Source organism: Streptomyces sp. NBC_01465, assembly GCF_036227325.1.
GTDB lineage: Bacteria > Actinomycetota > Actinomycetes > Streptomycetales > Streptomycetaceae > Streptomyces.
The window spans coordinates 4,211,653-4,237,544 of sequence record NZ_CP109467.1; the positions used below are offsets into that span (position 1 = coordinate 4,211,653).

22 protein-coding genes, 1 tRNA gene and 1 pseudogene are annotated in these 25,892 nt (G+C 70.5%); 11 read left to right on the forward strand and 13 right to left on the reverse strand.

The window, feature by feature from the left end:
• The first annotated feature begins 5 nt into the window (after positions 1-5).
• Both OG707_RS19850 and OG707_RS19855 read left to right on the forward strand, forming a co-directional pair.
• Positions 6-1,721 carry a sensor histidine kinase gene (locus OG707_RS19850; protein ID WP_329120134.1) on the forward strand — a complete coding sequence of 572 codons (1,716 nt, stop codon included), beginning with the start codon at positions 6-8 and terminating at the stop codon, positions 1,719-1,721.
• Positions 1,722-1,786: 65 nt separating this feature from the next.
• Positions 1,787-2,818: a M23 family metallopeptidase gene (locus OG707_RS19855; protein ID WP_329120135.1), complete on the forward strand. Its 1,032-nt coding sequence runs from the start codon at positions 1,787-1,789 to the stop codon at positions 2,816-2,818.
• 8 nt (positions 2,819-2,826) lie between these two features.
• On the opposite strand, the gene OG707_RS19860 is transcribed toward OG707_RS19855, so the two are convergent.
• The gene (locus OG707_RS19860) at positions 2,827-3,708 is read right to left on the reverse strand and encodes a Cof-type HAD-IIB family hydrolase (protein WP_443071353.1); all 882 of its coding nucleotides are present in this window, start codon (positions 3,706-3,708) and stop codon (positions 2,827-2,829) included.
• A gap of 234 nt (positions 3,709-3,942) precedes the next feature.
• Between OG707_RS19860 and OG707_RS19865 the strand changes: the two genes are divergently transcribed.
• From OG707_RS19865 to OG707_RS19875, 3 genes are all read left to right on the forward strand, one after another.
• Entirely contained in the window at positions 3,943-5,799 is a 1,857-nt protein-coding gene (locus OG707_RS19865) for an HSP90 family protein (protein WP_329120138.1), read from the forward strand.
• Positions 5,796-8,672 carry a tetratricopeptide repeat protein gene (locus tag OG707_RS19870; RefSeq protein WP_329120140.1) on the forward strand — a complete coding sequence of 959 codons (2,877 nt, stop codon included), beginning with the start codon at positions 5,796-5,798 and terminating at the stop codon, positions 8,670-8,672. Before OG707_RS19865 ends, OG707_RS19870 begins: the two co-directional genes overlap by 4 nt.
• A gap of 65 nt (positions 8,673-8,737) precedes the next feature.
• Positions 8,738-9,637, forward strand: coding sequence for an LLM class flavin-dependent oxidoreductase (locus tag OG707_RS19875; protein WP_329120142.1), 900 nt, complete (start codon positions 8,738-8,740; stop codon positions 9,635-9,637).
• 12 nt (positions 9,638-9,649) lie between these two features.
• Here the strand turns inward: OG707_RS19875 and OG707_RS19880 are convergent.
• The 6 genes and pseudogenes from OG707_RS19880 to OG707_RS19905 form a co-directional block, all read right to left on the reverse strand.
• Positions 9,650-9,856, reverse strand: a pseudogene (locus tag OG707_RS19880) (hypothetical protein); the annotation flags it as partial.
• A 49-nt stretch (positions 9,857-9,905) separates the two neighbouring features.
• A complete protein-coding gene (locus OG707_RS19885) occupies positions 9,906-10,448 on the reverse strand; it encodes an RNA 2'-phosphotransferase (RefSeq protein WP_329120144.1) in 543 nt (180 codons plus the stop codon).
• Between the two features lie 165 nt (positions 10,449-10,613).
• Positions 10,614-11,522: a MerR family transcriptional regulator gene (locus tag OG707_RS19890; RefSeq protein WP_329120146.1), complete on the reverse strand. Its 909-nt coding sequence runs from the start codon at positions 11,520-11,522 to the stop codon at positions 10,614-10,616.
• A 24-nt stretch (positions 11,523-11,546) separates the two neighbouring features.
• Entirely contained in the window at positions 11,547-12,476 is a 930-nt protein-coding gene (locus OG707_RS19895; RefSeq protein WP_329120148.1) for a metal-dependent hydrolase, read from the reverse strand.
• Complete coding sequence (locus tag OG707_RS19900) at positions 12,473-14,233, reverse strand: SDR family oxidoreductase (protein WP_329120150.1); 1,761 nt, start codon at positions 14,231-14,233, stop codon at positions 12,473-12,475. The genes OG707_RS19895 and OG707_RS19900 overlap by 4 nt, the downstream gene beginning before the upstream one ends.
• Positions 14,230-15,096, reverse strand: coding sequence for a M24 family metallopeptidase (locus OG707_RS19905; RefSeq protein WP_329120152.1), 867 nt, complete (start codon positions 15,094-15,096; stop codon positions 14,230-14,232). Before OG707_RS19905 ends, OG707_RS19900 begins: the two co-directional genes overlap by 4 nt.
• 225 nt (positions 15,097-15,321) lie before the next feature.
• On the opposite strand from OG707_RS19905, the gene OG707_RS19910 reads away from it, so the two are divergent.
• The 4 genes from OG707_RS19910 to OG707_RS19925 are packed head-to-tail and all read left to right on the forward strand — an operon-like array spanning position 15,322 to position 18,828.
• Positions 15,322-16,287, forward strand: a complete 966-nt coding sequence (locus OG707_RS19910) for an ABC transporter ATP-binding protein (RefSeq protein WP_329127880.1) — start codon at positions 15,322-15,324, stop codon at positions 16,285-16,287.
• A complete protein-coding gene (locus OG707_RS19915) occupies positions 16,284-17,180 on the forward strand; it encodes an ABC transporter permease subunit (RefSeq protein WP_329120153.1) in 897 nt (298 codons plus the stop codon). Before OG707_RS19910 ends, OG707_RS19915 begins: the two co-directional genes overlap by 4 nt.
• Positions 17,177-18,088, forward strand: coding sequence for an ABC transporter ATP-binding protein (locus OG707_RS19920; protein WP_329120155.1), 912 nt, complete (start codon positions 17,177-17,179; stop codon positions 18,086-18,088). The genes OG707_RS19915 and OG707_RS19920 overlap by 4 nt, the downstream gene beginning before the upstream one ends.
• A gap of 20 nt (positions 18,089-18,108) precedes the next feature.
• Positions 18,109-18,828 carry an ABC transporter permease gene (locus OG707_RS19925; protein ID WP_329120157.1) on the forward strand — a complete coding sequence of 240 codons (720 nt, stop codon included), beginning with the start codon at positions 18,109-18,111 and terminating at the stop codon, positions 18,826-18,828.
• Between the two features lie 59 nt (positions 18,829-18,887).
• Here the strand turns inward: OG707_RS19925 and OG707_RS19930 are convergent, their stop codons facing one another.
• From OG707_RS19930 to OG707_RS19940, 3 genes are all read right to left on the reverse strand, one after another.
• Positions 18,888-19,295 carry a hypothetical protein gene (locus OG707_RS19930; protein WP_329120159.1) on the reverse strand — a complete coding sequence of 136 codons (408 nt, stop codon included), beginning with the start codon at positions 19,293-19,295 and terminating at the stop codon, positions 18,888-18,890.
• Between the two features lie 273 nt (positions 19,296-19,568).
• Positions 19,569-20,840, reverse strand: a complete 1,272-nt coding sequence (locus OG707_RS19935; RefSeq protein ID WP_329120161.1) for a CynX/NimT family MFS transporter — start codon at positions 20,838-20,840, stop codon at positions 19,569-19,571.
• 54 nt (positions 20,841-20,894) lie between these two features.
• Positions 20,895-21,572 carry a FadR/GntR family transcriptional regulator gene (locus tag OG707_RS19940; RefSeq protein ID WP_329127882.1) on the reverse strand — a complete coding sequence of 226 codons (678 nt, stop codon included), beginning with the start codon at positions 21,570-21,572 and terminating at the stop codon, positions 20,895-20,897.
• Between the two features lie 76 nt (positions 21,573-21,648).
• Here OG707_RS19940 and OG707_RS19945 point away from each other — a divergent pair, with 76 nt between their 5' ends.
• Together OG707_RS19945 and OG707_RS19950 are read left to right on the forward strand one after the other, a co-directional pair.
• Positions 21,649-22,413, forward strand: coding sequence for a rhomboid-like protein (locus OG707_RS19945; protein WP_329120163.1), 765 nt, complete (start codon positions 21,649-21,651; stop codon positions 22,411-22,413).
• 82 nt (positions 22,414-22,495) lie between these two features.
• Positions 22,496-22,583 (forward strand) — tRNA-Ser (locus tag OG707_RS19950).
• Between the two features lie 14 nt (positions 22,584-22,597).
• Here OG707_RS19950 and OG707_RS19955 read toward each other — a convergent pair.
• From OG707_RS19955 to serS, 3 genes are all read right to left on the reverse strand, one after another.
• Complete coding sequence (locus OG707_RS19955; RefSeq protein WP_329120165.1) at positions 22,598-23,527, reverse strand: serine hydrolase; 930 nt, start codon at positions 23,525-23,527, stop codon at positions 22,598-22,600.
• 79 nt (positions 23,528-23,606) lie between these two features.
• On the reverse strand, positions 23,607-24,428 hold the full coding sequence (locus OG707_RS19960; RefSeq protein ID WP_329120167.1) for an HAD family hydrolase: 822 nt from the start codon (positions 24,426-24,428) through the stop codon (positions 23,607-23,609).
• Positions 24,425-25,702 (reverse strand): serine--tRNA ligase, encoded by a 1,278-nt coding sequence (gene serS / locus OG707_RS19965; protein ID WP_329120168.1) that lies wholly within the window; start codon positions 25,700-25,702, stop codon positions 24,425-24,427. Before serS ends, OG707_RS19960 begins: the two co-directional genes overlap by 4 nt.
• Positions 25,703-25,892: the final 190 nt, after the last annotated feature.

Below are 25,892 nucleotides of genomic sequence, written 5' to 3' on the forward strand. Positions count from 1 at the left end.
AGGGCATGTCAGCGCCGGATCCCAGGGATCCTCTCGAAGCCGCCACCCGGGCGACCCGCAGCCTCCAGGGGCTCTCCACCGAGCTCACCGCCCGGGTGCCGCAGCTGCTCGAAGCGATGCGCTCGGTCGGGACCGGTCTTGAGCTGCACTCCACGCTGGACCGGATCTGCGAGACGGCGGCCGAGCTCGCGGACGCCCGCTACGCGGCCATCGGGGTCGTCGACGAGGAGTCCACCGGGCTCGCCGACTTCGTCACGTACGGCGTCACCGCCGAGCAGGCCGCGGTGATCGGGCGGCGGCCCGACGGGCACAAGGGGCTGCTCGGCGCGCTGATCCACGAACCCGACACCGTACGGCTCGCGGATCTGACCACCGACCCGCGCTCGGCCGGATTCCCGCCGGGCCATCCGCCGATGCGGACCTTCCTGGGCGTTCCGATCCGGGTCCAGGGGGAGATCTTCGGCAATCTCTACCTCACCGAGAAGAACGGCGGCGGCGAGTTCAACGACTACGACCTGCACATGGTGCGGGTCCTCGCCACCGAGGCCGGGATCGCGATCGGCAATGCGCGGCTGTACGAGGCCGCGCGCCAGCGGGAGCGGTGGATCGACGGGTCGGTGGCCGTCACCACCGCGCTGCTCGCCGGCGGAGACACGGACGACGCCCTGGCCGTCGTAGCGGAACAGGCCCGCCATCTCGCCGCCTCGGACGCCGGGGTGGTGCTGCTGCCCGCGGACTCCGAGGAGGGCGGCCTGGAGATCGTCGCCATCTCCTCGGACCGGCCCGGATCCGCGCTGGGCGCGATCATCCCGCAGGACAGCCCGGTCGTGGAGACGCTGCTGGCCGGGGACCCGGTGTTCGTCGAGGACGCCGCGACCGATCCCCGGATGGTCACCAGCCTCGCGCAGACGTACGGACCGAGCATGATGCTGCCGCTGCACAGCGGGGGCCGGGTGCTGGGCGCGCTCGCCACCCCACGGGTGCGCGGCGCACGGCCGTTCAGCGAGGCGGAGCGGAACCTCGCCACCCAGTTCGCCTCGCAGGCCGCGCTCGCGCTGATGATGGCCGAGGCGCAGCGCGACCGGGAGCGGCTCGCGGTCTTCGAGGACCGGGACCGGATCGCCCGCGATCTGCACGACCTCGTCATCCAGCGGCTCTTCGCCACCGGGATGATGCTGGAGAGCGCCCAGCGCAAGTCCGTGGTGCCCGAGGTGCAGACCGGGGTCGGCAAGGCCGTGGACGAACTCGACGTGACCATCCAGGAGATCCGCACCGCCATCTTCGCGCTCCAGCAGGGGCCCGCGGAGGCACCCTCGGGACTGCGCACCCGCGTGCTGCGGGAGATCAACATGGCGGCCGTACCGCTCGGCTTCAAGCCCGCGCACCGCTTCCTCGGCCCGGTCGACACCCTGGTCGGCGAACTGACCGGGAAGAACCTGATCGCGGCGCTGCGCGAGGCGCTGTCCAACGCGTTCCGGCACGCGGAGGCGAGCCGGATCGAGGTCGTCGTCGATGTCACCGCGCAGCTCGCGGACGGGCGCGAGGCGGTACGGCTGACGGTCGCCGACGACGGGGTGGGCATCCCGGACGGCGGGCGACGCAGCGGGCTGCGCAACCTCAACCGGCGCGCCGAGTCGCTGGGCGGATCGAGCTGGCACGGCCCCGGTCTGGAAGGCGGCGGAGGGCCGGGCGCGACCGTCGTGTGGGAAGTGCCGCTGTAGGCCAAGTGGCGCTGATCCGGCCGTAAATACGCAGAATTGTCCTGATATCGGGTCACGATCCGTGGATGCGCTACCGACTCACCCGCAGGCTGCTCGTCCCGGTGCTGTGCGTGCTCCCGGCCCTGCCCGCTGCCGCCGCGTCGGCCTCGGACGGTCCCGGTACGGGGGCCGAGGTGGCGCGGTTGTACGACCAGGCGGCGAAGGCCACGGCGACGTACGAACGCGGCAGGCACGCGGCCGACAGGGAGCGCGCCAGGGCCCGGCGGGCGGAGCGGCAGCTGGCCGGGAAACGGCGTGAACTCGCGGTGTTCCACGACCAGATGGGCCTCGTCGCCCGGGCCGAGTACCGCAGCGGGTCGGGTGCGATCGCGTACCCCGTGCAGCTGATGATGGCCGACGACCCCGAGGACATGCTGCGCGGCATGGAGCTCGCCGAGCAGGCCGACGCGGCGTTCTCGCGGATGATGGAGCGGGCGCAGCTGGCCGAGGACAACTACGTACGGGCCGAGAAGGCGGCGCAGGAGGCCTGGGAAGTGCTCTCCGTACGGCAGAAGCGGCTCGCGGAGATCAAGGAGTCCGTCGAGGCGAAGCTGCTGGACGCGCGGCAGCGGCTGCAGTCCGAGGCGGAGAAGAGCGTGGCGGCCGGCCGGTGCGCGGGGCCCGTCCGGATGGACACCAGGGGGTCTTCACGGCCGTGGGTGACGCCTGTGGTGAGTTACGGGCTGTCCGCCGGCTTCGACAGCGCGGGCTCCCACTGGGCGCACCGGCACACCGGGCAGGACTTCGCCGTGGACCTGGGCACTCCGGTACGGGCGGCCGGTGCGGGGCGGGTGGCGTCGGTGAGCTGCGGCGGCGGCTTCGGCGTGGAGATCGTGATCCAGCACCTCAACGGCTACTTCACGCAGTACGCGCATCTGTCGGCGACCGCCGTCGACCAGGGCGAGAAGGTCCGGGCCGGTCAGTGGATCGGGCAGTCGGGATCGACGGGCAACTCGACCGGGCCGCACCTGCACTTCGAGGTGCGGCTCACTCCGTATCTGGGGTCGGGGGTCGACCCGGTGCCGTGGCTGCGCGAGCACGGCGTCAGGGTGCGCTAGAGCGTCCCTCAGAGGCTCTGCAGGATCTGTTCGATGACCACCGCGACGCCGTCCTCGTTGTTGGCGACGGTGCGGCCCGACGCGGCGGCCAGCACGTCCGGGTGCGCGTTGCCCATGGCGTACGAGGTGCCCGCCCAGGTCAGCATCTCGATGTCGTTGGGCATGTCCCCGAAGGCGACGACCTCGGCGGGCGCGATGCCGCGCTCGGCGCAGCACAGCTCCAGCGTCGAGGCCTTGGAGACGCCGGGGCCGCTGACCTCCAGGAGGGCGGTCGGCGAGGAGCGGGTGACCGAGGCGCGGTCGCCGACGGCGGTACGGGCCAGGGCCAGGAAGGCGTCGGGGGACAGCTCGGGGTGGTACGCGAGGATCTTCAGTACGGGCTGCTCGGCGGTGTCCGCGTCCTCGGCGAGGAGCTTCTCGGCGGGCGCGATGCCGGAGGCCGGGTCCAGGTGCATGGGCGGATAGGCCAGCTCGTGGTGTATCCCGCCGGTCCGCTCGACGGCGAAGGACGTGCCGGGGGCCGCGGCGCGCAGGATGTCGACTACCGCGAGGGCGGTGAGCCGCTCCAGCGGGCGGACCTCGACGAAACGGTGCTCTCCGGGGCCGCCGTGCAGATCGACGACCGCGGCACCGTTTCCGCAGATCGCAAGACCGTGGCCGTGGACGTGGTCGCTGACGACGTCCATCCAGCGGGCCGGTCTGCCAGTGACGAAGAAGACCTCGATCCCGGCCTTCTCTGCGGCGGAGAGCGCGGCGACCGTACGGGCGGAGACCGATTTGTCGTCGCGGAGCAGGGTGCCGTCGAGGTCGGTGGCGATCAACCGGGGCGGTACGGGGAAGGCGGCGGGGGCAGGGCCGGTAGCTGAGGTCACAGATCCATTCTCCCGCACGATGCGCACGGGCGTGCGAGGAGGCGCACATATGAGTGCGGTGCGGGCCGGAGTTGGCCGAAGATCGCCGCCGCGGAAATCCCCATGGGCATTGTCAGTGCCCGGTCCTACGATGGCTCCCAACTACCGTGTCCTGCCCGCCTCGTGGCGCCGCAGGGACGGGCCGTTCGCGATGCGTGAGGGGGGACCCCGCGATCGCCCGACCCCGCGCATGAGCACGCGAGGTGACCTCCTGTGACGTCTTCCCGTACGCCCGAAATCCCGTCCGATCCCGCCGTCAACACCTTCCAGGTCGATCTGCGGGGGCTCGTCGACCTGCTCTCCCACCACCTCTACTCCAGCCCGCGCGTCTACGTCCGCGAGCTGCTGCAGAACGCCGTGGACGCCTCCACCGCCCGGCTCGCCCAGGACGCCGCCGCCCCGGTCCGCATCCGGATCTCGGTGACGGCCGCGGGGGCGGTGACCATCGAGGACTCCGGGATCGGCCTCACCACCGACGAGGTGCACACGCTGCTCGCCACGATCGGGCGCTCCTCGAAGCGGGACGGACTGGAGAGCGCCCGGCAGGAGTTCCTCGGCCAGTTCGGCATCGGGCTGCTGGCCTGCTTCGTGGTGGCCCGGCAGATACGGGTGGTCTCGCGCTCCGCCCGTACGCCAGAACTTCCGCCCGTGGAATGGCTGGCGACCGACGACGGCTCGTACACCGTGCGCACGCTCCCCGACGAGGCGCGCCCCGAGCCCGGGACCACCGTCTATCTGGAGGCGAGGCCCGGCGCCGAGGAGTGGACAACTCCCCGGCGTGTCGAGGAACTTGCGCGGGACTTCGGTTCGTTGCTCCCGTACGAGGTGACCTTCACCGGACCGGACGGCGCGACCCGCCCCGTCACCGACCGGCCCGCCGTGTGGGACCGCCCGTACCCGACCCCGGTCGCCCGCCGGGTCGCCCTCGCCGGGCACTGCACCCAGGTCTTCGGCTTCACCCCGCTGGACACCGTCGACCTGGACCTCCCCGTCGCCGGGGTGCGCGGCGTCGCCTATGTGCTCCCCTCCGCCATCAGCCCCGCCCACCAGGCCGGCCACCGCGTCTATCTGAAGGGAATGCTGCTCACCGACCGGGCCGACAACCTGCTCCCCGACTGGGCGTTCTTCGTCCGCGTCGTCCTGGACACCGACACCCTGCGGCCCACCGCGTCCCGCGAGAGCCTGTACGACGACGACACCCTCGCCGCCGTACGGGACGCGCTCGGCGGGCGCATCAGGGAGTGGCTGACGCAGCTCGCCGCGGGGGACCCCGACCGGCTCGCCGCCTTCCTCACCGTGCACCACCTGGGCGTGAAGTCCCTCGCCCGGTACGACAGGGACCTGCTGGAACTGATGCTGCCCTGGCTGCCGTTCGAGACCAGCGACGGGCGGGTGACGCTCGACGAGTTCGTACGGGCCCACCCCCAGGTGCACTACACGCGCACGGTCGAGGAGTTCCGCCAGGTCGCCCCGATCGCCGCCGCCCACGGGCTCGGCGTGATCAACGGCGGATACACGTACGACGCCGAGCTCGTCGCGATGCTGCCGCAGATCAGGGACGGGGTGAGCGTCGCCGAGCTGGACGCCGGGGCGGTCACCGCCCACCTCGACCCGGTGGCGCCGCAGCAGGAGCTGGCGCTCTCCTCCTTCCTGGCCACCGCCCGCACCACGCTCGACCCGCTCGGCTGCGACGTCGCCCTGCGCGCCTTCCAGCCGGTGACGGTCCCCGCCCTCTTCCTCGACGACCGCCAGGCCCGCCACGAGCGCGACCGCGCGGCCGCCGAGGCCGACGCCGACGCGCTGTGGACCGACATCCTCGGCGCGCTGCGCGGCTCCGCACCCCGGGCCAGGCTCGTCCTCAACCACAACAACCCGCTGGTCCGCCGTATCGCCGCCATCCCCGACACCGAACTGGCCGGTACGGCAGTGGAATCGCTGTACGGGCAGGCGCTGCTCATGGCCCAGCGCCCGCTGCGCCCCATCGACGCCTCCCTGCTCAACCGGTCCTTCCTCGGGCTCCTGGAGTGGGCCACCCACCCGATCGCCACGAGCCAGGAGGAGCAGAGTTGAGCACCCCGACCCCCACCGAGATCCGTCAGGCCGTCTGGGAGAACGAGAACGCGCCCAACGGTCTGCTGCGCAACGCCCGCGCCGAGGAGCTGGTCGCCGCGGCCGAGCAGGCGGGGGACCGCGGTGTGCTGCGGACCGCGCTCTTCGGTCTGATCAAGGCGTACGAGTACAGCACCGAGCGCGGCAAGATGCTGGTGCCGTTCGCCCGGCTGATGAAGGAGTGGGACCAGGATCCGTCCGCCTTCGACTCCATGGACACCTACTACTTCCACTGGATGTTCAAGTGGGTCACCTCGGGCATGCTCTCGCTGCCCGAGGTCCCCCTGGCCGCCATGGAGGGGTGGCTGGTGGAGATGGAGCGGCGCTACCGGCTGGCCGGATTCACCGAACGTGCCGTACGGCAGGCCGAGTTCGACCTCGCCGACGAGACCGGTGACCGGGAGCGTGCCGACCGCGCCTTCGCGGCCTGGACCGCGGCCGAGCGCGACCGGATGGCCAACTGCCACGCCTGCGAGCTCAACGACCAGGGGCACCACTGGTACGAGCGGGGGGACGACGCCAAGGCCCTGGAGGTCTGGGAGCCCGTCCTCGCCGGCCGGCTCAGCTGCCAGGAGGAGCCCCACCGCACCCTCGCCAAGTCCCTGCTGCCGCTGGTGCGGACGGGCAGGGCCGACGAGGCGCGCGCCCATCACCTGCGCGGATACCGCATGGCCCGGGGCAACGAGAGCCTGCTGCCGACCGTCGGTCTGCACATCGAGTTCTGCGCGCTGACCGGGAACGAGGGCCGCGGTCTGGAGATCCTCACCGACCACGCCTCCCATCTCGCCGCGAACGGCAACCCCGCCGCCCAGCTGAGTCTGTTCACCGGTGTGCTGGTGCTGCTCGGGCGGCTCGTCGCGCTCGGCCAGGGAGACCGGCCGGTCGTCGCGTACGAGGGACAGCTGCGTACGGCCGCCGAACTGCACGGGCTGTTGCAGCCCGAGGCGGACCGCATGGCCCGGTCCTTCGACGAGCGGAACGGCAGCACAGTGGTGTCCGGGCGGCTCGCCGCGCGCGTGGGCCGGGTGCCGCTGCTCGACGCCCTGCCGCTGGGACTCCGCCCGTCGGCGGTTCCGGTTGCTCCGGTACAGCCGTCCCCCGCCCCTGCGCCGACCGACGACGTGGCCGAACTGGCCGTGGAGGCACGGCGGCTGAGATCGCTGGGGCACCCCGGTACGCGCGCGGTCTGGGACAGGATCGAGGCGCTCACCCGGGACGGCGGGCAGAGCGTGGACAGCCTGCTCGCCGCCGAACTGCTGGAGCACACCGCGATCCGTACGCCCTCGCGTGCCGGTTTCGAGGCGGCCGTCGCGGCCTACCGCGCCGCGGACGAACCGAGCCGGGCCGCGATCGCCGAGGTGTGGGTGACCGTGGCCGCCGCCCAGGAAGGCGCGGACCCCGAGGAGATACGGACGCTCCTCGCGACCGCCGCCGCCTCCGCCGAGGCGCTGGACGCCGCGGACTCCACGCGGGTGCGCCGGATCGCGGCCGTGGACCTCACCCGCATCCGGCTGGACGGGCTCCTCTCGGGCGCGGCGGAGTCCGAAGCCGGGCCTGCCGTCGAGGAGTTCGTCGTCCGGTACGAGGCGGTGCCCGAGGACGTCTCGGATCTGCTCGCCGACGCCGAGACCATGCTCGCGCAGCGCGCCTGGGCCGCCCAGGACTGGCCGCTGGCCGAGGCGCTGCTCACCTCGGCGGCGGAACGCGGTCCCGGTGCCGGGCGCCCGTGGGACGCCGTCGAGGTGCTGGGGCGACGGGCCTCGCTGCAGCTGATGCTGGGGCGTGCCGAGGACGCGGAGGAATCGGCGCGGGCCGCCCTGGAACACAGCGCGGAGATCACCGACCCGGCCGAACTCGGCGCCGTACGGCTGACGTTGGCCGAGGTGCTGTACCGGCAGGACGGCAAGGAGGCCGAGGCGGCGGAGCACGCGCTGGACGCGGCGCACTGGTTCGACGCGGCCGGCGACACGGCGGGCGCGGGGGCCATGGCGCGGCTGGTTCTCGCCCAGGCGTACGGGGAGACGGGGCGGGCCGCGGAGGCGGCCGAGGTGCTGGAGTCGGCCCTGCCCGACCTGCTGGAGCACGGCGAGGAGGAGACGGTCAGGGCCCGCGAGACCCTCGGTAACCAGCTGCGGGCGCTGGGGGACCAGCGGGCGGCCGCCGAGCAGTATCTGCTCGCCACCGAGACGGCAAAGGGCTGGGAAAACCCCTTCCCACAGGCGCGGTTGGCGACGATGGCCGCCGAGTGCCTGACCGGCGCCGGTCTCTCGGACGAGGCCGAGCAGGCGTACGCGCGCGCCATCGAGCTGTGGAGCGGGACGGGCGAGCCGGTGCAGCTGGCACGGGCGTTGCGGTCGCTGGCCTGGCTGAAGGTACGGGACGAGGACCCCGGCGACGCCGCGGTGGCGGAGGCGCGGGGGCTGATGGTCCGGGCGCTCGACGCGGTGGCCGGGGACGGACCGGAACTGGTCGTCGAGCAGGCGCGGACCTGGTCCCAGCTGGCCGAACTCATCACGGACGAGCTCTACGGCGAGGATGACGACGAATCCGAGGACGACGGCGCGGACGACAGCTCGGCGGCGGTGCGCCGCGAGGCCGTCCTCCTGTGGCAGCAGGCCGCCGACGCCTTCGCCGCCCTGGGGCCCGACTTCCTGCGGGACCGTGCGCAGTGCGTCACCCGCCTCGCCTGGACGGAGCGTGAGCTCGACCGCGGCGAGGAGGGTGCGCGCAGGCTGCGGGAGCTGGTGGAGGAGCTGAAGGCACCCGGCGCGGAGGCGGAGGTTCCAAGGGAGCTGCTGAAGCAGCTGGAGCAGCAGCTCAAGCATCTGTCCTGAGCCTCTGACCTGCGCGGGAGGTCCTGCGGTGCTCGGGTGTCAGTGGTCCGACGTACAGTCGGAACATGCGCCTGAGCACCGTGATCCTCCCCGTCCGCCGCTGGCAGGAAGGCGGCCGCGAGCAGTGGCTGCGCGCCGAGAACCTCGGCTTCCACACCGCGTACACCTATGACCACCTGTCCTGGCGCTCGTTCCGCGACACGACCTGGTTCGGGGCGGTGCCGACGCTGACGGCCGCCGCCGCCGTGACCTCGCGGATGCGGCTCGGCACGCTGGTGACCTCGCCGAACTTCCGGCACCCGGTGACCCTGGCCAAGGACCTGATCACCCTCGACGACGTCTCCGGCGGCCGCATCACGCTGGGCATCGGAGCGGGGGGCAACGGCTTCGACGCGACGGCCCTGGGCCAGGAGCCGTGGACCCCGCGCGAGCGGGCGGACCACTTCGGGGAGTTCGTCCCGCTGCTCGACCGGCTGCTGAGCGAGGACGCGGTGACCTACGAGGGCACGCACTACTCGGCGGTCGAGGCCCGCAACATCCCCGGCTGCGTCCAGCGGCCGAGGCTGCCCTTCGCCGTCGCCGCCACCGGGCCGCGCGGGCTGAAGCTGGCCGCCCGGCACGGCCAGGCCTGGGTGACGACCGGCGACCCGAAGCTCTTCGAGGCCGGGACGCCCGAGCAGTCCAGGGACGCGATCAGCGGGCAGATCACCAAGCTGGGCGCCGCCTGCGAGGCGATCGGCCGGGACGTGGCGGAGCTGGACAAGATCCTGCTGACCGGGTTCACCCCGGACCGGGGCCGGCCGCTGGAGTCCCTCGACGCCTTCGTGGACTTCGCGGGCAGGCACTTCGCGCTCGGCATCACGGAGATCGTCGTCCATGCCCCGATCGCCGACTCCGACTTCGAGGCCGACGAGAAGGTCTTCGAGCAGATCGCGACGGAAGGCCTCGCGCAGCTGGCGGGCTAGTGGGCCAGGTGGCTAGCGGACCTTGCCGCTGAGCCAGGGCGTGAGACTTGCGCCCCGCAGGACCAGTTCCTTGTACGTCTCGTCGCCCGGCAGCGGCACGATCAGCCAGTAGCCGGGCGGGAAGAACTTGCCCTTGACGGAGGCGAGTCCCCCGTACACCGAGCGGAGGAACGCGGGCACGGAGTCGCGGGGGACGTCGTGGAACTCGACCCCGTCGACGGCTGCCTCGGTGCTGACCAGCTGCGGATGTGCCATGCCGGAGATCTTCTCAGCCGGGAAAGCGCAGGTACAAGGGCGGTACGGCGTCGGTGAGCCAGACGCCGTTGGCGCTGACCCGGAAGACATGACCGGCGCGGTGCATGGCCCCGGCGTCGACGCTCAGGACGACGGGGCGGCCGCGCCGGGCGCCCACCCGGGTCGCCGTCTCGCGGTCGGGCGAGAGATGGACATGGTGGCGGGCCATCGGGCGCAGGCCCTCGGCCCGGATCGCGTCCAGGCTGCGGGCGACCGTGCCGTGGTAGAGGTACGCGGGCGGCTCGGCCGGGGTCAGGTCGAGGTCGACCTCGACGGTGTGGCCCTGGCTGGCCCGGATCCGTGCGCCGTCGATCGCGAACCGCTGCTTGTCGTTGGCGGCGACGACATGGTCGAGCTCGGCCCGGGTGAAGTGGAATCCGTGCGCTGCGGCAGCACGGATCAGATCGTCGACGGCCACCCAGCCGTTGGTGTCGAGGGTGAGCCCGATGCGTTCGGGCTGATGCCGCAGATGTTTCGAGAGGTACTTCGACACCTTGACGGTGCGACGTTCATCCATGCTTCTTTCCTGAGTGGGTCTTTCATCCATGGAGCCAGGGTGCCGGTGGCTGTGACGGAGCGCATTCGAATTACTGCTCTCCGGAGGTTTATCCACCATGATCCACAGATAACTCTGCTTATCCACAGGGGATTTGGCCGAAGCTGTGGATAACTCGCCCTGCTGTCATGGCTGCTGGGGAAAAGCCAGCGCGTCCAACGTCCTTGCCTGGAGCTCGCGTTCAGTGGCGGCGGTGATGAAGGCGGGCGCGTTCTCCGTGCCCACCAGCCCCTCCACCGCGCGCAGCGTCGCGGCGGGCACGGACACCGGCTGCGGGTCGTCGTACGGGTCCGGCGGCCCCGCGGGGCTCAGATGCTGCTGCAGGTGCCGGGTCGCGAACAGCCGCATCGCCCGGGCCAGTTCGGCGTCCACGCTCTGCTGGGCGAGCGGGCGCAGTCTTCGTACGAGAGAGGCCGCCTCCGCCGCATCCGTGTCCGTGGGCGGGGTGTGCCCGAGGTAGCGGGCGAAGACATGTTCCGTGGTGAACTCCAGGAACCGGGCCGCTATGTGCTCGACCTGTCCCCGCAGCTCCCGCAGATGCCCGGAGATCGCCTTCAGCGGCACCCCCGCCGCATGGAGCTCCACCGCCACCGCCAGCTCCTGGGGACTGGGCACCAGGAACTCGTCGTCCCGGCCGGCGACGCGCTCCAGCACACCCAGGGCCACCGCGTCCTCGACGGCCTCGTCGTCGGGCACGCCCCCGAACCGCTCGTCCAGCTCCGCCCGCGAGATCCGGGCCGCCTCCTCGTCCGTCCAGGGTCCGTGGACCTCCGCGACCAGACCGAGGACGCCGCCGAGCCCGCGCCCCGCGTCCCAGGCCTCGAGCAACTCCTTGATGGAGGCCAGGGTGTAGCCGCGGTCGAGCAGGTCGGCGATCTGGCGAAGCCGGGCCAGATGGCCGTCCCCGTACACATTGGCCCGCCCGCGCCGCTCGGGCGTGGGGAGCAGACCGCGGTCCTGGTAGGCCCGGATCGTACGGACCGTGGCACCGCTGTGGTGCGCCAGATCCTCGATCCGGTACTCCGCTTCGGACACGCTCACTCCCTAAGATCTCCTGCTCTACGAGAGAGCCGCCCGCCCGATCGCGCCCGCCGCCGAACGGGCCGCGGGCGAGGCCGCCAGATACTCGACCGCCTTGCGCAGCGAGCCCTCCTGCGAGGGATGGTACGACCGCCTGAAGTATCGCGGAATCGCCGCACCCAGCTCACGCCAGCTGGGCAGCAGCCCCTTGGCGACCGCCTTGTTGTGCTCGCGCAGCGAGTAGCGCAGCCTGCCGGCGAGCTCCGGGTCGTGCCGGATCAGATACGAGGTCCCCCACACCCAGAGCCAGAGCAGCACCGGGGCGACCACGGCCATCCCCTCGATCCGCCGGGCGTACCGAGGCAGCCCCTCGCCCCCGCAGTGCTGGTACATGTCGAAGGCCACCGCCCGGTGTTCGACCTCCTCCGCACCGTGCCAGCGCAGCAGATCCAGCATGACCTCGTCGGAGTCGGCGTGGTCGAGGGCCTCCGCGTGCAGCACCCAGTTCCCGAGGACCGCGGTGAACTGCTCGATCGCGGCGATGACCGCGAGCCGGAAGCGCAGCCACTCCTGGGTGGGTATCGGAGCGCCGAACGGCGGCTGCTCGCCCAGCAGCGTCTCGAAGAGGTAGTCGACGTGCCGGGTGTACGCCCCGGTGTCGAGCCGCTGTTCGGCCAGGTGGTCCAGGACGTGGGAGTGCTGCACGCTGTGCGTGGCCTCCTGCCCCATGAACCCCTTGACGTCCTTGAGCAGTTGAGGGTCGCCGACCAGCGGCAGGGCCTCCTTGAAGACCTTCACGAACCACCGCTCGCCCGCCGGGAGCAGCAGGTGCAGCACATTGATCACATGCGTCGCGGTGGGCTCTTCGGGGATCCAGTGCAGCGGGGTCCGCTCCCAGTCGAAGGCGACCCGGCGCGGGACGATGGCGTAGTGGGAGGGCGCAGCGTGTCCTTCTTGTTCGGTGCTCACAGCGGCGGCTCCAATCGGGCGATCGCGCGCAGGGTCCGGGGAGTGAAGCGGGACATGAAGTGGGCGCCGCGCGCCTCGGGCGTCACCGGCACCACGGCCTGGTTGCGCACCACGGCCCGCAGGACGGCCGAAGCGACCTTCTCCGGCGGGTAGTTGCGCAGCCCGTACAGGCGCGACGACTTCTTCTGCCGACGCTTCTCCTCCTCCGCCGAGACTCCCGCGAAGCGCGTCGTGGAGGTGATGTTGGTGTTGACGATGCCGGGGCAGATCGCGCTGACCCCGATGCCCTTGTCGGACAGCTCGGCCCGCAGGCACTCGCTGAGCATCAGTACCGCGGCCTTGGAGGTGGAGTACGCGGGCAGTGCCTTCGACGGCTGGAAGGCGGCGGCCGACGCGGTGTTGACGATGTGGCCGCCCTGGCCGCGGTCGGCCATCTGCTTGCCGAAGATCCGGCAGCCGTGGATGACGCCCCACAGATTGACGTCCAGGACCTTCTTCCAGTCCTCGCTCGTCGTCTCGAAGAAGGACCCGGAGATCCCTATGCCGGCGTTGTTCACCAGGACGTCGACGATGCCGTACTCCCGGGCGACCTTCTCGGCGAGCTTCTCCATCGCGGCCTCGTCGCTGACGTCCACCACCTCGGCCCAGGCCTCGGGCGAGCCGATGAGCCGGGCCATCTCCGCCGTACGGGAAGCCCCCTCCGCGTCCCGGTCGACGCCCACGACCCGCGCCCCTGCCTCCGCGAAGGCGAACGCGGTGGCCCGCCCTATCCCGCTGGCGGCCCCGGTCACCAGGACCAGCTGCCCGCCGAAGCGGTCCGCGTACGGTCCGCTCGCCACAGAGTCCTGCGCCGGTACCCCGTCCTCGTTGGCGGTCACGAACTCTCCGATCCAGGCGGCCAGTTGGTCGGGCCGGGTGCGCGGAACCCAGTGCTTGGCGGGCAGCGACCTGCGCACCAGGCTCGGCGCCCACTGCTCCAGTTCGTCGTAGAGCCGCTCCGAGAGGAAGGCGTCCCCGGTCGGCGTGATCAGCTGCACCGGCACATGCGCGTACGCGTCGGCGCGCGGCCTGCCCAGCCGTGCCCGTACGTTGTCGCGGTAGAGCCATGCCCCGTGGGCCGCGTCCGAGGGCAGCGAGGCCGTCGGGTAGTCGCCGGCCGGGATCTTCTCCACCCGCTCCAGGATCTTCGGCCACCGTTTGCCGAGCGGTCCGCGCCAGGCGAGCTCAGGCAGCACCGGCGTGTGCAGCATGTACACGTACCAGGACTTGGCGCCCTGCCCCAGGAGCTGGCCGACCCTACGGGGTGTGGGCCGCGCCATCCGCTTCTTGATCCAGTGCCCGAAGTGGTCCAGCGAGGGCCCGGACATCGAGGTGAACGAGGCGATCCGGCCCTCGGTCCGCTGCACCGTCACGAACTCCCAGGACTGCACCGAGCCCCAGTCGTGCCCGACCAGATGCACCGGCTTGTCCGGGCTCACCGCGTCCGCGACCGCGAGGAAGTCGTCGGTCAGCTTCTCCAGCGTGAACCCGCCCCGCAGCGGGGCGGGCGCCGTCGAGCGGCCATGCCCCCGGACGTCGTACAGCACCACATGGAAGCGTTCCGCCAGGCGCGAGGCGACCTCGCTCCACACCTCCTTGGAGTCCGGATAGCCGTGCACCAGCAGCACGGTCGGCTGCGAGGCGTCGCCCAACTCCGCGACGCACAGCTCGACTCCGCCCGTACTCACCCAGCGCTCGCGCGCACCCTCAAGACTCACGCCGACTTCTCCTCTGCCCAGCGCCGCACGTGCGGCAGATCGTCGTCCAGCCAGAAAGCGCTCTGCTCGGGGTCCTTGGAGTCGGTGACCACCAGGATCTCCTCGAACTTCGCGCCCGTACCCCGGAATCCGAGATGCGGCTCCACCGCCCACAGCCCCGGCTGGGGCGGGTGGTCGGAGAAGGTGTAGGGGCTCCACAGCGGGGACCAGCCGTCCCGGTGGCCGTGCAGTGCGTCGCTCGCCAGGCCCTTCAGCGACTGCGTACCGAACCCGAAGACATGCGGCGACCACCGGCGCTCCTTCACGCGGTCGATCTTGTGCGCGATGACGCCGAAGGGATAGGCGCGGTGCCGGTTGGCGTACCCCTGCCGCGTCATCAGCCGCTCGACGTCCTCGTATATCTCCCGCAGTGACCGCCGCTCGCGCACCTCGCGGAGGATCAGCTCGCGGTGCGCCTCCAGATCGGCGAGGAGCTTGTTGTGCACGGGGTTGAGGCCCAGGCAGCCCGAGTAGCCGATGTCCGCCGTGTATCCCTTGTAGACCGGGGCCATGTCGAGGATGAACGGCATCCCCGCCTCCAGCCTCCGGTTCGTCGGGAAGAACTGCAGCGGCACCCGGAACCCCACGAAGGCCGTCCGGTCCCCGAACCAGGCGAAGGGCAGATGGAACCAGTCGCGCACGCCCCGCTCGCGCAGCCACTCGCGCTGCATCCGCGCCGCCTCGCGCTCGGTCACGCCCGGCTTGAGCTGCGCGGCGACCGCCTCGGCGCACTCGTACGCAAGGGTCTGCACCGTCCTGAACCCCCGCAGTTCCGCCGAGAGTTCGCTCTTCACCGCTGAAGCTGCTGCGCCTGCTGAGGTCATGCCATCCGCCCTGTGTCGCGGTACGTGCTCGTAACTTGACACTGATGAATGTGACAATGCCCGGCGGCTGCGTCAAGGGGTGTGCACCAGCCTGTGGATAACTCCCGGGCGTACGCCTCGGGTCCAGGGCCCCCTACGGGTCCGTACATCTGGAGTCGGACACGCATCCAGCCGCCAGGGCTGACGTCCGATGTGGCGCGCGCCACTACCTTCGAATACGTGACTGTGATCGTGACCGAAAGCCTCAGCAAGCGGTTCCCGAGGGTAACCGCGCTTGACCGGCTCTCCCTGGACATCGGACCCGGCGTGACCGGACTGGTGGGCGCCAACGGAGCCGGCAAGTCCACCATGATCAAGATCCTGCTCGGACTGTCCCCCGCCACGGAGGGCCGCGCCGAAGTGCTGGGTCTGGACGTCGCCACCAGCGGCGCCGCGATCCGTGAGCGTGTCGGGTACATGCCCGAGCACGACTGCCTGCCGCCCGACGTCTCGGCCACCGAGTTCGTCGTCCACATGGCGCGCATGTCCGGACTCCCGCCGACCGCCGCCCGTGAACGCACCGCGGACACGCTGCGCCACGTCGGCCTGTACGAGGAGCGTTACCGCCCCATCGGCGGCTACTCCACGGGCATGAAGCAGCGTGTGAAGCTGGCCCAGGCCCTGGTCCACGACCCGAAGCTGGTCCTCCTCGACGAGCCGACCAACGGCCTCGACCCGGTCGGCCGCGACGAGATGCTGGGCCTGATCCGCCGTATCCACACCGACTTCGGCATCTCGGTCCTGGTCACGTCGCACCTGCTCGGCGAGTTGGAGCGCACCTGCGACCACGTCGTCGTCATCGACGGCGGCAAGCTCCTGCGCTCCAGCTCCACCAGCGACTTCACCCAGACCACGGCGACGCTCGCCGTCGAGGTCACCGACTCCGACACGCACCCCGACGGTGCGCAGGTCCTGCGCGAGAAGCTCGCCGCGGCCGGAGTGACGCTCCACGAGGGCCTGGAGAACGGCCTCCCGGGCGCCGGCCACATCCTCCTCGTCGAAGCCACGGGCGAAGAGACGTACGACCTGGTGCGCGACACCGTCGCCGACCTCGGTCTCGGTCTCGTACGCATGGAACAGCGACGCCACCACATCGCCGAGGTCTTCCGCTCCGAGGCGCCGGAGAAGAAGCAGGAGGCGAACGCACTGTGAGCACCCCCACCCAGCAGCCCGCCCAGACACAGATCCACAACATCGGGTACCGCAACTACGACGGTGCACGACTGGGCCGCGCCTACGCCCGCCGCTCGCTCTTCTCGCAGTCGCTGCGCGGCTCCTACGGACTCGGCCGCTCGGTCAAGTCCAAGGTCCTGCCGATGATCCTCTTCGCCGTGATGTGCGTGCCCGCGGCGATCATCGTGGCCGTCGCGGTCGCCACCAAGGCGAACGACCTGCCCCTCGAATACACCCGCTACGCGATCTTCACCCAGGCCGTCATCGGCCTCTACCTCGCGGCCCAGGCCCCCCAGGCGGTCTCCCGCGACCTGCGCTTCAAGTCGATCCCCCTCTACTTCTCGCGCCCCATCGAGCGCGCCGACTACGTCCTCGCCAAGTTCGCGGCGATGGCCTCGGCCCTCTTCATCATCACCGCCGTACCCCTGCTGATCCTCTACGTCGGATCGCTCCTCGCGAAGCTCGACTTCGCGCACCAGACCAAGGGGTTCGCACAAGGACTGGTCTCCGTGGCACTGCTCTCCCTGCTCTTCGCCGGCCTCGGCCTGGTGATGGCAGCGCTCACCCCGCGCCGCGGGTTCGGTGTCGCCGCCGTCATCGCGCTGATGACGATCACCTACGGCGCCGTCTCCACGGTCCAGGCCATCGCGTTCGAGCAGGGCTCGCCCGGAGCGGTGAAGTGGCTCGGCCTCTTCTCCCCGATCACGCTCATCGACGGCGTACAGACCGCCTTCCTCGGTGCGACCTCCTCCTACCCGGGCGGGACAGGCCCGAGCGCCGGAGTCGGCGTGGTCTACCTCCTCGTCGTCCTCGGACTCATCTACGGCTCGTACGCCGTCCTGATGCGCCGCTACCGGAAGGTCGGGCTGTGACCACGATCAACATCGACCACACCTCCCGCTGGTTCGGCAACGTGGTCGCCGTCAACGACATCACCATGACCGTCGGCCCCGGTGTCACCGGGCTCCTCGGCCCCAACGGTGCGGGCAAGTCCACCCTCATCAACATGATGGCGGGCTTCCTCGCCCCCTCGACCGGAACGGTCACCCTCGACGGCGACACGATCTGGCGCAACGAGACGATCTACCGCAAGCTCGGGATCGTCCCCGAGCGCGAGGGCATGTACGACTTCCTCACCGGCCGCGAATTCGTCGTCGCCAACGCCGAGTTGCACGGTCTGGACGAGCGCGCCGCACAGCGCGCCCTGGCCACGGTCGAGATGGAGTACGCGCAGGACCGCAAGATCGCCACGTACTCCAAGGGCATGCGCCAGCGCGTGAAGATGGCCTCGGCCCTCGTCCACGACCCTTCCGTCCTCCTCCTGGATGAACCCTTCAACGGCATGGACCCCCGTCAGCGCATGCAGCTGATGGACCTGCTCAGCTCGATGGGCGCCGAGGGCCGCACGGTCCTCTTCTCCTCGCACATCCTCGAAGAGGTCGAGCAACTCGCCTCGCACATCGAGGTGATCGTGGCCGGACGGCACGCGGCCTCCGGCGACTTCCGCAAGATCCGCCGGCTGATGACGGACCGCCCGCACCGCTACCTGGTCCGCTCCAGCGACGACCGCGCGCTCGCGGCGGCACTCATCGCGGACCCGTCCACCGCCGGTATCGAGGTGGACCTCGCGGAGGGCGCCCTGCGGATCCAGGCGGTCGACTTCCTCCGCTTCACCGCACTCCTCCCCCAGGTCGCCCGCGCGGGCGGCATCCGCCTCCTCACGGTCTCGCCCTCGGACGAATCCCTCGAGTCGGTCTTCTCCTACCTAGTAACGGCCTGAAAGGAGCGGTGAGTTCCCTCATGTACAACCCCACTGTCGCCCGCCTCACCTACCGGGCCCTGCTCGGCCGGCGCCGCGCCGCGATCCTCTTCGTGCTCCCGGCGCTCCTGATCGTCATCGCCGCGGCGGTACGCGCGTTCAGCGGCGCCGACGACCAGATCGCCACCGACGTCCTCGGCGGATTCGCCATGGCCACGATGGTCCCGCTGATCGGTGTCATCGCCGGTACGGGGGCGATCGGCCCGGAGATCGACGACGGTTCGATCGTCTATCTCCTCGCCAAGCCGGTGAAGCGCCCCACGATCATCATGACGAAGCTCTTCGTGGCGGTCGGCGTGACGATGGCCTTCTCCGCCATCCCCACGTTCATCGCGGGCATGATCCTCAACGGCAACGGCCAGCAGATCGCGGTGGCCTACACGGTCGCGGCGCTGGTCGCCTCCATCGCGTACGCCGCGATCTTCCTGCTCCTGGGCACGATCACCCGGCACGCGGTCGTCGCGGGCCTGGTCTACGCCCTGGTCTGGGAGTCCGTCTTCGGCAACCTGGTCGCGGGCGCGCGCACCCTCAGCGTCCAGCAGTGGTCGCTGTCCCTGGCGGAGAAGATTGCCACCCCGGGCACGATCAGCTCGGACGTCGGACTGCCGCTGGGCATCGTCCTGCTGGCGGGCGTCACGGCCGCGGCGACCTGGTACGCGGGCCAGAAGCTGCGCACGCTGAAGCTGGCGGGCGAGGAGTAAGGCAGAAACACCCTGAGGGGGCAGGGGCCGACCGGCCCCTGCCCCCTCAGCTGTGTGCGTCAGCGCTTACGGCGCCTCTGCCGTGGTGCTTTCAGATGCAGTTGGCGCTTGATCAGGTCCACGTCCTCGACGACATCCGTGAGCCGGACGCTCATCGCACCGATGACCTGCTGGGTGACGTCGAGCCGCCGGTCCATCGAGTCCAGCCGGTGGTCCATCGAGTCGAGCCGGTGGTCCATGGCCTCCAGCCGGTGGTCCATCGTCTCCAACTTCAGGGACATCCGCTGGAGCACCGGCCCCAACTCCTGCAGCGCCGGGCCGACCTGGGCCATGGAGGACTCCAGGTTGGTCACGCGCCGGTCGAGCCCGTCGAAACGGGGGTCGGCCACCTGGCTCTGGCGCAGTTCCTCGGTGTCGAGGAGATACGTGCGGACGTAGTGAGCGACGTCGCTGTCACGCAGCAACATGGCGACATTGAGGATCACCCTACGGGTGAAGAGACGCTGATGGCGCCGCCCCTGTGGATAACTTTCACCCACGCTCCCGGATGACGTGGTCGTTTTGACCACGTCATGTCCGCGCAGGTCAGAACCACTAATGGTGGTCATTCCGTTGCTGGCGAGCTCGTCACGATGACGCTTGACGACGCTATGCACAGCGTCCTTGTGGACAGCGAAGTACTGCGCCACACCCTCGGTGGTCACATGCAGGCCATCAGGCAGCAGCTGCGGGAGTCTGGGTCACACCTTCTGGTCCCGAGCCGCCATCAGCCCCACCCCCAGCGCCACCGCGCACACCCCGACCACCAGCGACAGCGGCACCGTCCAGCTCCCCGTCGCCTCGTACACCGCCCCCGCCGCGAAAGGCCCCACCGCCGCCAGCAGGTACCCCACCGTCTGCGCCATCCCCGACAGCCGCGCCGCCGTCACCGCGTCCCCCGACCGCAGCACGATCAGCGTCAACGCCAGCCCGACCGCGCCGCCCTGCCCGACCCCCAGCACCGCGGCCCACACCCACGCGCCCGCCACCGGCGCCACGATCAGCCCCACATAACCGGCAGCCACCATCCCCGTGACCAGCACGATCAGCGGCCGCTGACTCCGCATCCGACCCGCGAGCACCGGCACCACAAAGGCCCCGGCCACCTGGATCAGGTTGTTGAAGGCGAAGACGACACCCGCCGTCGACCGGCTCATCCCGTGGTCGCTGAAGATTGTCGGCATCCAGGCGATCAGTACGTACGACCACAGCGACTGCAGCCCCATGAAGAGCGTCACCTGCCACGCCAGCGCACTGCGCCACACACTCCGAGCCGGTACGGCGGCGGAAGCCGAAGAAGCAGCCCGCACCTCGTGCCCCGTACGCCCCCGCGCAATGATCACCTGCGGCGCCCAGGCCACCGCCGCCACCACGGCCAGCAGCGACCAGAAGGCCAGCGACGCCTCCCAGCTGTCCCCGAACGCCTTCTCCAGCGGTACGGAAGCCGCCGCGGCCACCGTCGCGCCCGCGATCATCGCGCCCGTGTAGACCGACGTCATCGACGCCGCCCGGTCCGGGAAGTCCCGCTTGATCAGCCCCGGCATCAGCACGTTCAGCAGCGCGATCGCGGTCCCGATCAGCAGCGACCCCCCGTACAGCGCGCCCACCGAAGGCAGCACCCGCACCAGAATTCCGCCGGCCAGCAGCAACAGCGCCCCGAAGAGCACCACCTCGCTCCCGAACCGCCGCCCCAGCCACGGTGCCACCAGCGCGCCGAGCCCCAGGAACAGCACCGGCACCGACGTCAGCAGACTGCGCGAGGTCTCCGAAAGCCCGAAGTCCGCCCCGACCTGCGTCACCAGCGGCGACATGCTCGCCAGCGCGGCCCGCATGTTGACCGAGGCGAGCACGATCCCGACCAGCAGCAGCACCGGATGCGCCAGCAGCGCCCGCCGCGCCCGCGCCCCCTCCACGGAGGGCCTGACATCGGCCTCCGCATCGATGACCAGCAGCTCGGAATCCGGGCGTGACAAAACAAACACCTCTCTCAACTCATGCGTTACGTAAGGAAATTCAGCGATCAGCAATCAGCGGTCGGCGAGCAGCGCACTCACCGCATCGATCGGCTCCTGCAGCAGTCTCCGCGCCACCCGCTCGGCCGCATCCGGATCCCCCGCCCCGATCGCATCGACCAGCGCCCGGTGCGTCTCCAGGTCGATCGGCGGCATCTCGCGGTCCCCGAGCGCCTCGACCAGCACCTCGTGCACCTGCGTGGAGAAGAAGCGGTACACCTCCACGAAAGCCGCGTTGTGCGTCGACTCCACCACGGCCCGGTGGAAGTCCATGTCCGCGTCAGCGGCCCGGTCCCCCTCCCCCCGCAGCACCCGAAGCGCCTCGTGCAGCCGCTCCAGATCGCCCGGCTCGCGCCGTACCGCCGCCAGCCGCGCGGCCTCGGCCTCCAGCGCGACCCTCAGCTCCAGTACGTCCAAGGCCCCGGCATGCCGCATCGTCCGCAGCACCGCCGCCGGATCGGCCGTCGACCGTACGAAGGTCCCGTTGCCCTGCAGCGATTCGAGCAGCCCCGCGTGCACCAGCACCCGCACCGCCTCGCGCACCGTGTTGCGCCCGACGCCCAGCTGCTCCGCCAACTCGTGCTCGGTCGGAATCCGGTCCCCGACAGCCCACTCGCCCTCAGCCAGCTGCGTCCGCAGCTGCTCGACCACGGTGTCCACAAGGGACTGCCGTCCCGCCGCCCGCAGCGCCATCACGCCAGACTCCATTCACCCGGTTGCCCAATCATCCTACAACTCCTGCCACAGCCGTATGCGCCAAGATGAGACCGTGACGCCGCCGCCCGGGCACCCGGAGCCCTCCCGCCCCCTCAGAAGCTGGATCCGTTCCACGCCCGGCACGCACATCTGGCTGCTGATCATCGTGATCACCAGCATCGTCATCGAGCTCTCCACCGAAGGCCTGGAACGCTTCCTCCTGGAGCGCAACAGCAGCAACATCGTGCAGCTCTCCGCCCACCCCGTGCAGTCCCTGCTGCTCAGCGCGTTCTGGATCGAGAACCCGTCATCGGTCCTCCTCTACTTCGTGCTCTTCGAGACCTTCCACGCCCCGGTCGAGCGCTGGCTCGGCACGCTGCGCTGGCTCTTCGTCGTGACGACCGCGCACATCGCCGCCACCCTCATCAGCCAGAAGATCGTCCTGATGAGCATCGAGAGCCACCGGGTCCCGCTCCGGATGGCCCATGTCGTCGACATCGGTGTGAGCTACGGTCTCGCCGCCTCGATCGGCATCCTCACGTACCGCGTGCACGGCCACTGGCGCTGGCTCTACCTCGCCGGCGCCGTCGCCTTCTTCGGTATTCCGCTGTTCACCGGCGGTACGTTCACGGACCTCGGTCACGCGGCCGCCCTCGCCATCGGACTGACCTGCTGGCCGCTCACCAAAAAGGAGTGGCGTCGAACACCCGCGCGGGGCACAGTAGTTGAGGCAGAACACGACCAGACCCCACCGGACCGGGAGAGGAGCGAGACGATGACCGAGAGTTCGAGTCCGTCGAGCTCCCAGCAGGGCGGGACGGGGCAGGCACCGGAGTAACGTCACCTCACTCCGACGTGCCGCCCACGGACGAACCGCCCGGGCGGCCTTCTCATGCGCATCGCGCACGGGCCGCCCTCCCGGAGGATTGGCCGAGTGGTAAGGCAGCGGCTTGCTAAGCCGTCGTCGGGGCCGAAAACCCCGCGCGCGTTCGATCCGCGCATCCTCCGCCCACGCCACGTACCTACACCGACGCGACCGCGTCCCCCGCCGCCTCGGCGACGGTCTCCACCAGGCCGATGCCGGCGCTCTCCGTCGACGATCCACTCGACGTGACCGCGATCAGCACCGAGTCCCCGTCCACGGTCACCTCGCCGACCGAGTTGATGTCCCACAGCTCGGTGGCGGACCGCTGCAGCCACCCGTTCTTCAGCTGCATCGAGGTCCCACTGTCGGCAGCGGCCGAAACGCCCCACTGCTGGTCGGCCTCGACATTCGCCATCAGCTGCTGGATGTACGTCTGCGAGTCCGCAGTCAGCGGGGAGTCGTCCCCGTGCACCACCTGCAGCAGCTTCACCTGGTCGTCGGCGGTCGACTGCGTCAGACCCCAGTCGCCGTCCGTCCCGGCGACGGTCTCCGTCAGCCCGAAGGTCTGGTTGGCGGCGTCCAGACCGGACGCCCCGCCTATCTCGTTCCAGAGCGTGTTGGTCGCGTTGTTGTCGCTGTTCTCGATCATCGAGGTCGCGAGGGTCTGCTGCTCGGCGGTGAGCGTGGTCCCGCTGTCCTGCGCCTGCAGCAGCAGCGTCGCCAGGATGTCGACCTTCACGATGCTCGCGGTGTCGTACGTGTCGGCACTGCTGCCGCTCGCGTACGAAACCGACGCACCGGAGTCGAGATCCAGCGCCGCCACCTGATAGCTGCCCTCCGCTGCCACCGCGCCCAGCGCGCGCGACAGCGCGGCGTCGGCGGACTCTCCAGAGGTGGAGGTCGAGGCGGAGGCGGAGCTGGAAGCGGCCGAAGGCTTGTCACTGACCTTGGAGACCGGCTCCGCGTTGATGTGCGAGGAACTTTCCACCGCGAACGTCACCACTCCGGCCGCAGCCAGCCCGGTGAGCGCGGTCACAGCGGTCCGTCGCAGCCGGCGTCGTCTCTTCTTTCCCAGGTCGTCATCCATACATCCGACGCTAGGACGACCGTTCCAACAGAACGCCATGAATCGTCTGTGAGACGTATGAGAACAGCGTTTTCGCAGGTCAGGCGCTTGTGAGCATTCTCTCCAGCACCACGGCGATACCGTCCTCCTCATTGGAGTCGGTGACCTCGTCCGCCACGGCCAGCAGCGCCTCGTGCGCATTGGACATCGCGACCCCGTGCGCCGCCCACCCGAACATCGGGATGTCGTTCGGCATGTCCCCGAACGCGATGGTGTCCGCCGCGGTGACCTTCAGTCGCCGCGCGGCCAGCGAGAGACCGGTCGCCTTGGACAGCCCCAGCGGCAGGAGCTCCACGACTCCGGCACCCGCCATGACCACGTCCACCAGACCCCCGGCCGCCTGCTGCGCGACCTGCGCCAGCGCGTCGTCGCTCAGCCCCGGGTGCTGGACGTAGACCTTGTTGAGCGGCGCCGCCCACAGCTCGGCCAGATCGTCGAACGGAACGACCGGAAGCGGCCCCTCCTGTACGGCGTAACCCGGGCCGACCAGCACTTCCCCGTCGAGCCCGTCCCGGCTCGCGGCGAGCGCCAGCGGCCCGACCTCGGCCTCGATCTTGGCCAGCGCGATCCCGGCGAGCTGCCGGTCCAGGGTGACGGAGGTCAGCAGTCGGTGCTCGCCAGCGTGGTAGAGCTGCGCGCCCTGACCGCAGACTGCGAGCCCCTCGTAACCGAGGTCGTCGAGGATGTGCCGGGTCCACGGGACGGCCCGCCCCGTGACGATGATGTGCGCCGCACCCGCCGCCGTCACAGCGGCGAGTGCGTCACGCGTACGGGCCGAGACCGTGTCGTCGGACCGCAGCAGCGTCCCGTCGAGATCGGTCGCGATCAGCTTGTACGGGAGAGTGCCGGGGGAAGTGCTCACTTGGCCAGGGGCTCCAAAATCTCGCGTCCCCCGAGGTACGGCCTGAGGACCTCAGGCACGCGCACCGACCCGTCGGCCAGCTGGTGGTTCTCCAGGATCGCCACGATCGTCCGCGGCACCGCGCAGAGCGTGCCGTTGAGCGTCGAGAGCGGCTGGACCTTCTTGTCCTCGCGCATACGGACCGAGAGCCGCCGCGCCTGGAAGCCGTCGCAGTTGGATGCCGACGTCAGCTCGCGGTACCTGCCCTGCGTCGGGATCCACGCCTCGCAGTCGAACTTCCGCGAGGCCGAGGAGCCGAGGTCGCCGGTCGCCACGTCGATCACCTGGAAGGGCAGCTCAAGTCCGGTCAGCCACTGCTTCTCCCACTCCAGGAGCCGCTGGTGCTCGGCCTCGGCCTCGTCCGGGTGGACGTACGAGAACATCTCGACCTTGTCGAACTGGTGCACCCGGAAGATGCCCCGGGTGTCCTTCCCGTACGTACCTGCCTCGCGGCGGAAGCACGGCGAGAAGCCCGCGTACCGCAGCGGCAGCTTGTCCGCGTCGATGATCTCGTCCATGTGGTACGCGGCGAGGGGCACCTCGGACGTACCGACGAGGTAGTAGTCGTCCTTCTCCAGGTGGTAGACGTTCTCGGCGGCCTGGCCGAGGAAGCCCGTCCCCTCCATGGCGCGCGGGCGCACCAGCGCCGGCGTGAGCATCGGGATGAACCCGGCCTCGGTGGCCTGCGCGATCGCCGCGTTGACCAGCGCGAGCTCGAGGAGAGCGCCGATGCCCGTCAGGTAGTAGAAGCGCGAGCCGGAGACCTTCGCACCGCGCTCGACGTCGATGGCGCCGAGCGCCTCGCCGAGCTCCAGGTGGTCCTTGGCCTCGAACCCTTCGCTCTCGAAGTCACGAATGGTGCCGTGCGTCTCGAGGACGACGAAGTCCTCCTCGCCGCCGACCGGGACATCGGTGTGGACGATGTTGCCGAGGAGCAGCAGCAGACGCTTGGTCTCCTCGTCCGCCTCGTTCTGCTCGGCGTCCGCGGCCTTCACGGCGGCGGAGAGAACACCGGTCTTCTTCAGGAGCTCGGCCTTCTCCTCCCCCTGGGCCTTGGGGATGAGCTTGCCGAGCGACTTCTGCTCGGAGCGGAGTTCGTCGAAGCGGAGTCCGGACGACCTGCGCCGCTCGTCGGCGGAGAGCAGGGCGTCGACGAGCGCGACGTCCTCTCCACGGGCGCGCTGGGAGGCGCGAACACGGTCGGGGTCCTCACGGAGCAGGCGAAGGTCAATCACCCCACCAGGCTACCGGTGCGCGGTTCCGCCCCTCGACTCGATATTGCCTTGCGTGTCGCTTTGTCCGAATTGAGGCAGTATCTCCGCAATAGGAATACGCAGGGACAAGGCGGCCGGGTCATGCGTCAATAAAGCCGGGCCCCTTCCCCGGAATGGGGCATGGGCGCGCCGCCCGGTTGACCCACTTCCC